Below are 11,586 nucleotides of genomic sequence, written 5' to 3' on the forward strand. Positions count from 1 at the left end.
TCCGGTCGATCTGGCACCCTACGCTGCCATGGGGACCCTCCCGAAGATCCCTTGCACAGCCCTGAGATACTCTTCCATGTCGAACCCGTCAGGGTCGATCATCGCCTGCACGGCACATCCATTGATAAAGCTCACCGCCACCGCCGCCAGCCCGTCAGCCGTCACGCCGGCAAACCGGGAGGGCTCCGAGTGCAACACCTCCTGCGTCAGCACCCGGAAAGCCGCGCGATAGCGCTCGAGCTCCGCGCTGACCTTTGCGCGGATGACGCTGTTCCGGGTGCCCAGCGCCCAGTATTCCAGAAAGAGGCGGACCTGACGGGTGTCGCCCGAAAACCGAGCCATTTCCTGCCGCAGCAGAGACCGTAAGCGCTCCCGCGGATCACGGATGCTCGACACGTCCTCGGCGATGCCGAGCGACAGGCTCGTGGTGAGCACCCGGTCCACCAGCGCGCTGACCAGCTGGTCTTTCCGTTTGAAATGAAAGAGCACAAGTCCGTGACTGAGCCGCGCTCGGGCGGCCACGGCCCTCAGCGTGACGCCGCCGAGTCCTTGCCGCAGCGCGACGTCGTGCGCCGCCTTCAGGATCTGCTGCCGCCGCATGGTCTCCGACGCCTTCTTTCCTGGCATGGATCGCTCCCTGGGTCTCTATTGACCTTCTGTCCAATAGAGAGTATAATATGTTATCCACTTGGTCAATACCACGACCCTCGACTGTGAGGGCGAGGACCAGGCTTCTTGCAGCACCGCCCCTCTGGAGGGCTCCATGCAGCACCATCGACTCCTGATTCTCGCCGTCGCAGCCTGCGCCATAGCGTCCTGCAATCCATTCCACCAGGGACAAGCCGTCCAGGTGAGCGCCAAAGACGAGAACCTGAACTCCCGCTGGCACGCCAACCTGGCGACTCCGGCCAACCTTGCTGGCGCGGTACAGATGAACGGCTCCGCTTCCATGACGCCGGCCAAGACGGCCGGCAATACTACCGTATCGCTGGATCTCGCCAATGCTTCCCCCGGGGGCCTGCATCCCTGGCAGCTGCACCGCGGGCAGTGTGGGTCCGATAAGGGGGTAGTCGGGTCAGCCGACGCCTACCCGGTCGCCAAGGTCGGCGGTAATGGCCGCGCGACAGTGACGGCCAATCTGCCGTACGACACGCCGACGGCGGGTAGCTACTTCGTGATGGTGCGTGCGTCCGCCGGCAACGACGCGGTGACCGTCGCCTGTGGCAACCTCGCCCCGCCGACCCTCTAGTCACTGGGGTAGAACCGAACAGGAATGCAAACCGTCAGAGGTGATCGCTGACTCGGTTCGGAGGGAACCATGACGACGGCGACGAAGGCCATATCGAAGATCAGGATCCCCCGCACGGCGCGGTAGCCCTGAGCCATGCTCGCGACCGGTGAGAGAGGTGCAATGATGCGGAGCTGCCCCGAGGACGGGCATCCCATGGTTCCCGTGGGAGAGAAAGCCGGCCAGCTGAAATGGGGATGTACGAACCCGTGGCATCCTCTCGAACCCGGCCCATGTCCCTCGTGCGGCCAATCTGGGCGGCATCGCAGCGAAGGCCTGGGCCCCTCCCGAAAGGCGCGGTGCATGCGCTGCGGTCACCAATGGCTCGGCGTGCCTTGACGAGGGGCCTCGACCCCCGAACGGCCCCCGGGAAGTCGCGGACATGAAGCCGGCGGCGACGTGCTGCAGGAAGTCGCCGGCCAGACTGACGGCGGGGCTCAGGCTGATGCGATCGGGGACTAGTGCGACATCGACAGGAGCATCCTCCTGACCTCCTCAGTGCTTCGATGCTCAGCCCCCCGGCTCGTCCATATCCCGACGATCGCCGAGAGCTGATTTCAGAACAGGAACGTACCATGAGCGACACGTACAGTTGCCCCGAGTGTGGCGGAGATCGCGACGCATTGCTGACCTCCATGGCATTAGGCGGCTCCACGACTTTGAGGCAGCCGCGTCCCGGGCAGCCCTGCACCTGCACACAGAACAGTCGGACATCGGGAGCCTTTGGCGAGATACTGAGAGCGAGGGCCTCCCGATCCGATGAGGCTGGCGAATGACGGGGTATCCGATCCCTGCCTATGTCTTGGAGAGGCCGGCGACGATGCTATCCGGTGGCCGAGCACGTGCTCGAGTTTCCGGTCACGCGGCGAACGTGGCCGATGACCACACCACCTCGCCGTGGCGTGAGAGGCCAATCCAAACCCCGGCCAGCAGAGTACCTTTCCTTCAACCCCACTTGACTCGCTGACCAAGGCCGGCGCCGTCGCCGGATCTAGGGACTAAGATGTCATCCCCGCGTCCTACCAGCAGGCGCATTGTCATCTGCGATTACAACGCCCTCTTGCTCTCTGTGACCGGGCTCCTCCGGATGTCCGGCTATCGCGTGTTCCAAGCCCATGACGGGCTCGCCGCCCGCGAACTTTGCCATGAGCTTCCGGACATAGGCCTGCTGATCCTGAACACCACAGGCACCGGCGAAGACACCCCGAGTCTCGTCAGACTCATCCGACGCGAGTACCCCGATCTTCCCATCCTTCACATCGGCGCGTCGGCCCTGGCCGGGATGCCCGCCGATGTGCCGACGCTCGCCGAGTCCTTCACCTCGGACCAACTGCTGGGGGTCGTGGGTGGCCTCTTACCAGCGGAGTCCGCGCAGCGTCTCGAGGCTCGGGCAGGTAAATAGCTGCCAGACGGAGCCCCCTGCTTCGCCATACGCACTCGCCTGGAGCACACATACTGCTGGCGGATGCGGATGCTCTCCTGGATTTGTTTGCCCGGCGGGTGTACGGCCTAGGCGAGCGAACCGCCTTCGAAGCTCACGCACCGCCGTAGAGCGAGGCCATAGGAATCGACGAAGCATTCGCTAGAGGGCCTCCAGGTGTGGAGGTTACTTGTGTGCTCCTTGTGTGCCTAATCTGGGGAAAACAGGTGATGACTCGGCGGAACTAGTGGGTTAGGACGTTCCCGTAAACGCGACTTACGCCGGTACTTGACGGCATTCATAGCCACTCACCGAAAGACTCCAATCAGGCTCATAATCCGTCGGTCCCTGGTTCGAATCCAGGAGGGCCCACTCCACAACCTCACGTTCCGCCCCCGTCGGAATCCCCCCCGGCCGCCTTGGACCCCGCCAGCACCCGCGACACATTCCTCCTGAGCAGCCGAAGCCGGCTGGTGAGCCACCCCGCCTCCCGCTGGTGTTCCTCCATCAGCAGTTCGTGCCACGCGGCCGCGATCTCGGCCCGGCCGAGATACCCGATCATCCGCTTCGGCTCGTGCCGATCCACCACCGCGAGTCGCCCCACCTTGTGCCGCGCCATCTTGGCCACGGCCTCCTCGAGCAGCTCATCCGGATAGGCCACCACCAGTCGGGACACCCCGACCTCACGCACGGTGGACTCCCGGGTACCGGCTCGCGCCAGCGCCGTCATGAGATCGCCGCGGGTCACCAGGCCGACCAACGCGCCCTGCCGATCGATCAGGGGCCACTCGTCACGATGGCCGAGCACCGGATCGCCGGCCGCGAGCCGCTCGCCGACCGTCTGGAGCGGGGCATCGGCGGGGAGCGCGGGCACGTCGCGCTCCATCGCGTCCTCCACCCGGATCCGCACCAGCGGACTCACGCCATACTCCCGCGCGACGTGATAGCCGCGGCGCGCCACTTTCTCCGTCAGGATCGACCGCCGCATCAACAGCACCGTGACGCCGTGGGCCGCCGCGCACGCGATCAGGAGCGCCGGGAGCACCGCGATGTCGCCGGTCAGCTCCAGCATGAAGGCGACGGCGGTGAGCGGGGACCGCATGGTGCCCCCCATCATCGCCGCCATGCTGGTCATCGCCCAGAGCCCGCCTTCGGCCGGGTGAATCCACTGGGCCTCGACCGCGCCCAGGGCGCCACCCATGATGAGCAACGGCGCGAGCACGCCGCCCGAGGTGCCCGAGCCAAGCGCGATGGCCCAGATCAGCGCCTTGGTGAGCAGCAGTCCCAGGAGAAAGGTCCCGGTCAGATTCCCGCGCAGCAGATTGGCAATGAGGTCGTATCCGACGCCGAGCGCGTGCGGGAAGATCAACCCGCCCAGCCCCACGAACGCCCCGCCGATCACCGGCCACCACATTGTATGGATCGGGAGCCGGGCGAACAGGTCTTCGCAGGTATAGACCAACCAGGTGATGCCACCGGACGCGAAGCCGGCCAGGAGGCCGATCGCCAGCGACCAGGCCAGCTCGCGCCAGGGCAGGGTGGCGTGGATCGCGACCGGGAAGATCGGCCCCGCGCCCAGAAGCGGCACCCTGAGCGCCGCAGCCATGGCGGATGCGGCCGCGACCGGGATGAAGCTGCGCGGCTTCCATTCGAAGAGGAGCAGCTCCACGGCGAGGAGCACCCCGGCGAGCGGCGTCGCGAAGATCGCCGCCATGCCCGCCGCCGCTCCCGCCACGAGCAGCGTCTTGCGCTCTGCCGCCGACAAGTGAAAGGCCTGCGCGAAGAGCGACCCGAAGGCGCCGCCGGTCATGATGATCGGGCCTTCGGCCCCGAACGGACCACCGGTGCCGATCGAGATGGCGGAGGACAGCGGCTTGAGCACCGCGACCTTGGCCTGCATGCGGCTCCGCCCGATCAGGATGGCCTCCATCGCCTCGGGGATGCCGTGCCCGCGGATCCGGTCCGATCCGTAGCGGGCCATCAGGCCCACGATCAGTCCGCCCACGATCGGAACCAGGACGGCCCACACCCCGAGCCGGTTGTCGGCGGGGGGGACGAGCTTCGACGACAGCCGATGATAGTAGGCGAGGTTGGTGACCCCCCCGATCAGCCAGACCAACGCGACGGCCACCAGCGCGCTGATGACGCCGACGACGGCCGCCATCGGCGTCAGGATGAGCAGGCGCGCGTCGGTGGTGAAGTCGCCCAGCCGGTCCAAGTGACGCTGCCCCGTATGGACTTGGCTCACGTAAAAACTCTCCCTTTCCTGCGCTGGTCGCGAGAACCCGGTGCACACCTCAGAGGAGCACACCAGCAAGTATGAAATGGCCGCGCTCTGTGCAACCTACGCTGGCCACGACCACGTGCAGACTGCTACGGTTGCGCGGCAGGTCCTGTGATCGGCCCCACAACCCGCCGCGCACGGCCCCCACCGACACTTCTCCCGCGCCGTCCTATAGTGAAGTCACTGGCTGCTAGACATGGCTGCGAGACTCGTGTCACAGGAGGGCGATATGGAACCCCGCGTCACAGCCCATTCACAGACCTACCGTCTGAAGGAGCGGATGACGGAGGCCGACATCAGGCACGGTCAAGAGGTTCGGGCAGATCTAACCGGGATTCGGGTGACTGCCGAAGCCCCGGAGTGGCGCAACGCACCCGAGCCACAGCGGGGCGTCATCTTCTTCTGCACCATGGGGTCGATCCGGGTCCGTCAGGTGCTGGCCTCGGGCGATGGGCAGCCACTCCCGAGCGAAGTCATCGTGGAGGGTCTCGTGGTACCCGAGCCAGGCAGGTACGACATCCTCAACGCCTTGGTCCATTCCAATGGCGCGCTGCGACTTCAGGTGGACTCCGCCACGCAAATCGTGCCGCGGACCCGGGATTTCGACGAGGCCTGGCTATAGACCGCGGGCCGGCGGCAACGTAGCCGATCCCTCACTTGTGCGGCAAGAGATTACCTGACAGTCTGCTGCATGACAGAGCGGACTGCGAGAGCGCGACGGGTTGGGGTGATCGGCGCTGGTGCCGCCGGCATCATGGCCGCGATTTTCGCCGCTGCCCACGGCGCCGAGACGCTTCTGCTGGAGCGGACCCGGGACGGCGGCCGCAAGATCCTCATCAGCGGCGGCGGCCGCTGCAACATTCTCCCGTCCCGGCTGGAGGAGTCGCGCTTCGTCACCGACTCCTCACCGCACACACTCCGCAATATGATCCGCTCCTGGCCGCTCCAGGAGCAGATCGCCTTCTTCGAGCGGGACCTCGGGCTGCCGTTGATGGAGGAGCCGGCCTCCGCCAAGCTCTTTCCGGTCTCGGAGCGCGCCCGTGACGTGCGCGACGGGCTCCTGGCGCTGGCCGCCCGGCATGGCGCGCGATTCATGCCCAATACCGTGGTGACGGGATTCGCCCCGGGCGCCGGCGAGTGGCGGATCGAGCGCGCGGGGGAGGCTCCGCTCGCGGTGGACGCGGTGGTCGTCGCGACCGGCGGCCTGTCGGTGCCCACCACCGGCAGCGACGGCGGTGGGCTCGAGGTGCTCCGGGCGCTGGGGCACGTTGTGCACCCCACCTACGCCGCGCTCACTCCCGTGGTGGACGAGCCGCCCCGGTTCGGCTCGCTCGCGGGCGTCTCGCTGCCGGTGCGGCTCACGGCGCGCGATGGCGAACGAAGCGCGGCGGCTGCGGGCGGCTTTCTCTTCACCCATCACGGTTACAGCGGCCCGGCGGTGCTCGACGTCTCGCACGTGCTGGTGCGCGCCCGGGCGGAAGGCTCAGCAGCCCGGCTCCAGGTGCGGTGGACGTCGCTCGACTCGAAGGAGTGGACCGCCGCGCTCCGCGCCGACGGCGGGGCCAGCGGCGGCCGCAGCGTCGGCGCCGTGGTTCGCGGCGAGCTCCCCGCCCGTCTGGCGGACGCGCTGGTGCAGGCCGCCGGCATCGATCCGGCGCGGCTGCTGGCCCAGCTCCGCCGCGAGGAGCGGCTCCGGCTGATCGAGGTGCTGGTCCGGGGAGAGCTTCCCTGGACCGGCGACGAGGGCTACCGCAAGGCCGAGGTGACCGGGGGCGGCGTGAGCCTGGCCGAGATCGATCCGCGCACCATGGAGAGCCGAAGGCACCCCGGCCTCTACCTCTCGGGCGAGCTGCTCGATGCCTTCGGCCCGATCGGGGGCTACAACTTCCTGTGGGCGTGGGCTACGGGCCGGGCGGCGGGGGTGGGGGCGGCTCGCGGAGGGTCGTAAGCCCCCCCTCACACGAGAAACATCGCCACCCCCGCCGCGAACATCGCCACCGTCGTCGCCCCGACGACCAGTCGGCCGAGCCGCGAGCTCGGCTGGCCCCTCATGAGCTTGGCGTCGGAGGCGATGATCAGGATGCCGGTGAGGAGAAACGGCGCGAGGAGGCCGTTGATCACGGCGGACCAGTAGAGTGCCTGCACCGGATTGAGGTTGGCGAAGTCCATCGCCACGCCTCCCGCGATCGAGGCGGCGACGATCACATAGAATGCAGGGGCTCCGCGGAAGGGCTGGTCCACCCCTTCGCGCCAGCCCAACAGCTCGGCCAGGGCGTACGCGGCGGAGCCGCTCAGCGTCGGGATCGTCAGGAGACCGGTGCCCACGATGCCGGCGGTGTACAGCAGCGCGGCGAACCGTCCCGCCAGCGGACGAAGCGCCTCGGCCACCTCGCGGGACGTCTCCGGCGCCCGCACACCGTGCGCGTGCAGGGTGAGCGCCGTGACCAGGATGATGAAGAACATCACCAGATTGGAGAAGAAGGACCCGACACCGACATCGAGGCTCCGGTCGATCAGCTCGGCGCGCGTGGCGCCTTCCCGCTCGGCGACCGTGCGGCGCCCACCTTCCCTCTCTTCTTCGACCTCCTCCGACGTCTGCCAGAAGAATAGATACGGACTGATGGTCGTCCCCAGGATGGCGACGACCATCGCCCAGGCCTGGCGCCCGCGGGGAATTCCGGGCAGGAACGCGGCCCGCGCGATGTCGCCCCAGTGCGGGTGAATGAAGACGGCGGTGGCGAGGTAGGAGAACAGCGCGAGTGTGAGCCATTTGAGCACCCGGGCGAGTTCATGATAGTGCAGGCGGATGGTGGCCCACGCGATCCCGGCGCCGAACAGCACCACCCAGAGATGCGAGCTCACGCCCGACAGCAACTCGCCGGCGTCGGCCATGCCGCTCAGGTCGGCGCCGATGTTGATCGTGTTGGCGATCAGCAGCGCTCCCGCCGCGGGCGCCAGGACCCGGCGGCGGAACTTGCCACGGAGCGCGCCCATCAGTCCCCGCCCCGTGACCATCCCGATCCGGGCGCACATCATCTGCACCGCTGCCATCAGCGGCCAGGTCACCCAGGCCATCCAGAGCAGGTCGGTCCCGAGCCTGGCCCCGGCGAGGGAATAGGTCGCGATGCCCGATGGGTCGTCGTCAGCGGCCCCAGTGATGAGTCCGGGCCCTAGCGCGGCTAGGAGACGGGGAAGCCGTCGGGGAGGAGGTGTTCGGCGAGTCGGTGGCATACGGCTATGTGGGCTGGATCACGGCGGGTGCGAGCCCAAATATGCGATTTTAAAGGGCTTGCAACAGCCAGTCGGAGGTCAGGGTTGGTTCCGCATTCGTCTGAGCTCAAACGCCGCAGCGACGAGGTCGATCGACTGCGCGGGCGACAGCGCGGGGTCGGGCAGTGTGGAACTCATCCGGCCGAGCTGCTGCGCCCGGACCCGCTGCTCCTGCGACAGGGGGCTGGCGGTCTGTCCTTGGACCGCCAGGACCGCGTCCACCAGGCCGGAGATCGAGAACGGCTTCTTGATGACCGTGAGCCGGCGCTGCGCCTCCGACACCGTGGCGTGGCCCGACATGGTGAGTACCGGGAGGGCGGGGAGGAAGATCGAGAGCACTTCGCTCACCTCGAAGCCGTCGATCACCGGCATGACGAGGTCGGTAATGACCAGGCTCAACGCACCCGCGTGTTCCATGATCAGGCGGAGGCCCCGCTCGCCGTCCTCCGCCTCGAGCACGGTCGCGCCTTCGCGCTCGAGCACACGCCGCACCAGCCGCCGGACGACCGCCTCGTCGTCGACCACAAGAATGAGGTCCCCCCTGATCCCGGGATCGTTGGATCGGGGGGAAGAGCCGGACTTGGCCACTGGCGGAGCCGGGTTGTGAGGACGTATGTAAAAGGGCCACCGAATATCCGCCCGAATGTGGTGCGCCGCAAGATAGCCTGTTCCTTCGTTTGTCAGGAGTAAAGCAATGCGACGTCTCATCCCAGCGTTGGGTCTGCTGGCGGCCTGCGGCGGAGGCGGCGATCTGCTGCTGCCGGGGTCGGGTGCCCCCACGGCGATCACCATCAAGTCCGGCGGCGGTCAAACTGCCCGGGTGGGGGAGGCGCTCGCGGATTCGATCGTAGCATCGGTCACCGACGCCGAGGGACGCCCGGTGCGGGGCGCGACGGTGGTGTTCGGGCTCATCAATGCCGCGCCGGGCGCGGCGCTCGATCCCGATACCAGCACCACCAACAGCGACGGCCTGGCGTGGACGAATGCGGTGCTGGGGACCCGGGTCGGCAGCCAGCAGGGCCAGGCGGAGGCCCTGACGACCGACGGCAGCGATCCACCGACGGCGAGCTTCACTTTGACTGCGCTGCCCGTAGGCGCCAACGGGATCGCCGCCGCGGGCGGTGAGAACCAGAGCGGGCAGGTGGGCAGCACTCTGCCCGAGTCGCTGGTGGTCAAAGTCAGCGACAACTTCGGCAACCCGGTCGAGGGCGTGACGGTCGACTGGACGGTGGACGGTGGCGGCGACGTGAGCGAGACGTCCACCACCACCGGAGCCGACGGGCAGACATCGGTCACCCGCACGCTGGGGCCCACGGCCGGTATTCAGCACACGCTCGCCACCGCGGCGGGACTGGCCGGCTCGCCGGTGACGTTCGCCCACACCGCCACCTCCGGCAGCCCCGCCACGGTGAGGGCGGTGTCCGGCACTGACCAGACCGCCCCGGTCGGCAGCAAGCTGCCCGACAGCCTGGTGATCGAGGTGCTCGACGCCCAGGGGAACCCGGTCTCGGGCACGGCCGTGGCCTGGGTGGTCGGCGCCGGCGGTGGCACGCTGGATCCGACTAGCGCCACGACGGACGCCGCGGGGCGATCGGCCGCGTCGTGGACCCTGGGACCTCAGCCCGACACGAACACGGCGAGCGCCGTGGTCTCCGGGATCGGCATCGCCGAATTTAGCGCGACCGCCACCGCGGGCGCGCCGGCCAAGCTGGCGATCCGCACGCAACCGTCCGCCACCGCCACCAGCGGGGTAGTGCTGGCACAGCAGCCGACGGTGCAGCTTCTGGACGCCCAGGGCAACGAGGCGCATACCGCTGGGGTCGAGGTGAAGGCCACGATCGGCTCCGGCGGCGGCACACTGCATGGAACCACCAGCCGGCGGACCGACGCCAACGGACTCGCCACCTTCACCGATCTGTCGATCGAGGGTTCGGCGGGACCGCACACGCTGCGATTCTCCGCCAGCGGCTTCGCCCCGGTCAGCTCGAACACCATCGACCTCACGGGTGTGTCCACCACGACCACGATCACGTCCGACAAGCCCGAGCCGTCGGCCGCCGGACAGTCCGTGACCGTCGACATCACGGTGACCTCCACGGGTGGCACCCCGAGCGGCAGTGTCGAGGTCAGCGACGGGCAGGCCAGCTGCACCGGCTCGCTCAGCGGGGGAGCCGGCAGCTGCAGCCTCACCCTGCAGACCGTGGGCACCCGCACGCTCACCGCGACCTATGCGGCACACAACGGCTTCGCGGCGAGCAGCGACACCGAGTCGCACGAGGTGCAGCCGGCCGCGCCGCCGTCTCTGGCGCTGAGCCAGCAGCCGTCCAGCTTGGCCACCAGTGGGGTTCCCTTCGGGCACCAGCCCGAGGTGCAGCTGCGCGATCCGTTCGGTGGCGAATTGCACACTGCGGGGGTCGCTGTCCGTGCGGACATCGGCTTGGGCGGAGGCACGCTCGAGGGAACCACGACGGTGACGACGGACGCCAACGGGCGCGCCAAGTACACCAACCTCGCCATCAGCGGCACGGCGGGGACTCGGACGCTGGCGTTCAGCGCCAGCGGCTACACCGGGGTGACCTCGGATGAGATCGATCTGGCCCATGCGGTCCCCAGCGCCCAGAACTCCAGCGTCACGGCGGATCCCAGCACGATCGCCGCGGGGAGTGCTACGAGCACCATCACCGTGACGGTGCGTGACGGCAGCAACACGCCGATCGGCAACATCCCGGTGACCCTGGAGGCGTCGGGCAGCGAGAACACCATCAACCCGGCGTCTGCGGTCACCAGCGCCGGCGGCGTGGCCACGTTCACCTTCTCCTCCACCGCGGCGGAGACGAAGACCATTAAAGCGAGGGCGGATGGCACCTCGGTGGGGCAGGTCACGATCACCGTCCAGGCGATGCAGACCCAGACGTCCATCATCCAGGACTTGCCCGACCCGTCCGCCGATGGAGATCTGGTCGATGTGAGCTTCACCGTGACCGCGGCGGATGGAACTCCAACGGGGGACGTGACCGTGCGAAGCGACCACGACAGCGAGAAGTGCAGTGCGAGCGTCGCGGTCGGGCACTGCGGGATTCGACTGAAGAAGGAGGGCACGAACCTGCTCACCGCTACGTACCCCGGCAACAAGCGGTACAGCGACAGCTCCGGCACCGCGTTCCACGAGGTGCACGGGCGCTGAAGCAGGTCCGGCGCGTGGCTTGCCCCAGGCCAGGGGAGTTGGTAGAATCCCCTCCCCGAGTTCCGGGCGATTAGCTCAGCTGGTTAGAGCGCGCGCCTCACATGCGCGAGGTCGGGGGTTCGAGCCCCTCATCGCCCATG

Annotated in this window: 9 protein-coding genes and 1 tRNA gene; 6 read left to right on the forward strand and 4 right to left on the reverse strand. The window is 68.1% G+C overall.

Annotated features, from left to right (window positions below; all coding sequences use genetic code 11):
* Nucleotides 1–18: 18 nt before the first annotated feature.
* Nucleotides 19–627: a TetR/AcrR family transcriptional regulator gene (locus VHR41_21075; protein HEX3236700.1), complete on the reverse strand. Its 609-nt coding sequence runs from the start codon at nucleotides 625–627 to the stop codon at nucleotides 19–21.
* A 136-nt stretch (nucleotides 628–763) separates the two neighbouring features.
* Between VHR41_21075 and VHR41_21080 the strand changes: the two genes are divergently transcribed.
* Both VHR41_21080 and VHR41_21085 read left to right on the forward strand, forming a co-directional pair.
* Entirely contained in the window at nucleotides 764–1,249 is a 486-nt protein-coding gene (locus VHR41_21080) for a hypothetical protein (GenBank protein ID HEX3236701.1), read from the forward strand.
* Nucleotides 1,250–2,375: 1,126 nt separating this feature from the next.
* Nucleotides 2,376–2,690 (forward strand): hypothetical protein, encoded by a 315-nt coding sequence (locus VHR41_21085; protein ID HEX3236702.1) that lies wholly within the window; start codon nucleotides 2,376–2,378, stop codon nucleotides 2,688–2,690.
* A 400-nt stretch (nucleotides 2,691–3,090) separates the two neighbouring features.
* Here VHR41_21085 and VHR41_21090 read toward each other — a convergent pair whose 3' ends face one another.
* The gene (locus tag VHR41_21090) at nucleotides 3,091–4,956 is read right to left on the reverse strand and encodes a chloride channel protein (GenBank protein HEX3236703.1); all 1,866 of its coding nucleotides are present in this window, start codon (nucleotides 4,954–4,956) and stop codon (nucleotides 3,091–3,093) included.
* 265 nt (nucleotides 4,957–5,221) lie between these two features.
* On the opposite strand from VHR41_21090, the gene VHR41_21095 reads away from it, so the two are divergent.
* Complete coding sequence (locus tag VHR41_21095; GenBank protein HEX3236704.1) at nucleotides 5,222–5,614, forward strand: hypothetical protein; 393 nt, start codon at nucleotides 5,222–5,224, stop codon at nucleotides 5,612–5,614.
* Nucleotides 5,615–5,683: 69 nt separating this feature from the next.
* A complete protein-coding gene (locus tag VHR41_21100; GenBank protein HEX3236705.1) occupies nucleotides 5,684–6,940 on the forward strand; it encodes an aminoacetone oxidase family FAD-binding enzyme in 1,257 nt (418 codons plus the stop codon).
* Nucleotides 6,941–6,948: 8 nt separating this feature from the next.
* Here the strand turns inward: VHR41_21100 and VHR41_21105 are convergent, their stop codons facing one another.
* Nucleotides 6,949–8,223 (reverse strand): divalent metal cation transporter, encoded by a 1,275-nt coding sequence (locus VHR41_21105; GenBank protein HEX3236706.1) that lies wholly within the window; start codon nucleotides 8,221–8,223, stop codon nucleotides 6,949–6,951.
* 78 nt (nucleotides 8,224–8,301) lie between these two features.
* Nucleotides 8,302–8,787, reverse strand: coding sequence for a response regulator (locus VHR41_21110; GenBank protein ID HEX3236707.1), 486 nt, complete (start codon nucleotides 8,785–8,787; stop codon nucleotides 8,302–8,304).
* Between the two features lie 169 nt (nucleotides 8,788–8,956).
* On the opposite strand from VHR41_21110, the gene VHR41_21115 reads away from it, so the two are divergent.
* Together VHR41_21115 and VHR41_21120 are read left to right on the forward strand one after the other, a co-directional pair.
* Nucleotides 8,957–11,446 carry an Ig-like domain-containing protein gene (locus VHR41_21115; GenBank protein HEX3236708.1) on the forward strand — a complete coding sequence of 830 codons (2,490 nt, stop codon included), beginning with the start codon at nucleotides 8,957–8,959 and terminating at the stop codon, nucleotides 11,444–11,446.
* A gap of 64 nt (nucleotides 11,447–11,510) precedes the next feature.
* A tRNA-Val gene (locus VHR41_21120) sits at nucleotides 11,511–11,584 on the forward strand.
* Nucleotides 11,585–11,586 lie beyond the last annotated feature (2 nt).

Source organism: Gemmatimonadales bacterium, assembly GCA_036265815.1.
Classification (GTDB): Bacteria; Gemmatimonadota; Gemmatimonadetes; order Gemmatimonadales; family GWC2-71-9; genus CAVVWJ01.

Excerpts from the sequence above, each read along its gene's own strand:
- VHR41_21085 (HEX3236702.1), top strand. The coding sequence starts at position 2,376 with ATGTCCGGCTATCGCGTGTTCCAAGCCCATGACGGGCTCGCCGCCCGC.
- VHR41_21075 (HEX3236700.1), bottom strand. The coding sequence starts at position 627 with ATGCCAGGAAAGAAGGCGTCGGAGACCATGCGGCGGCAGCAGATCCTG.
- VHR41_21115 (HEX3236708.1), top strand. The coding sequence starts at position 8,957 with ATGCGACGTCTCATCCCAGCGTTGGGTCTGCTGGCGGCCTGCGGCGGA.
- VHR41_21105 (HEX3236706.1), bottom strand. The coding sequence starts at position 8,223 with ATGCCACCGACTCGCCGAACACCTCCTCCCCGACGGCTTCCCCGTCTC.
- VHR41_21080 (HEX3236701.1), top strand. The coding sequence starts at position 764 with ATGCAGCACCATCGACTCCTGATTCTCGCCGTCGCAGCCTGCGCCATA.
- VHR41_21100 (HEX3236705.1), top strand. The coding sequence starts at position 5,684 with ATGACAGAGCGGACTGCGAGAGCGCGACGGGTTGGGGTGATCGGCGCT.
- VHR41_21095 (HEX3236704.1), top strand. The coding sequence starts at position 5,222 with ATGGAACCCCGCGTCACAGCCCATTCACAGACCTACCGTCTGAAGGAG.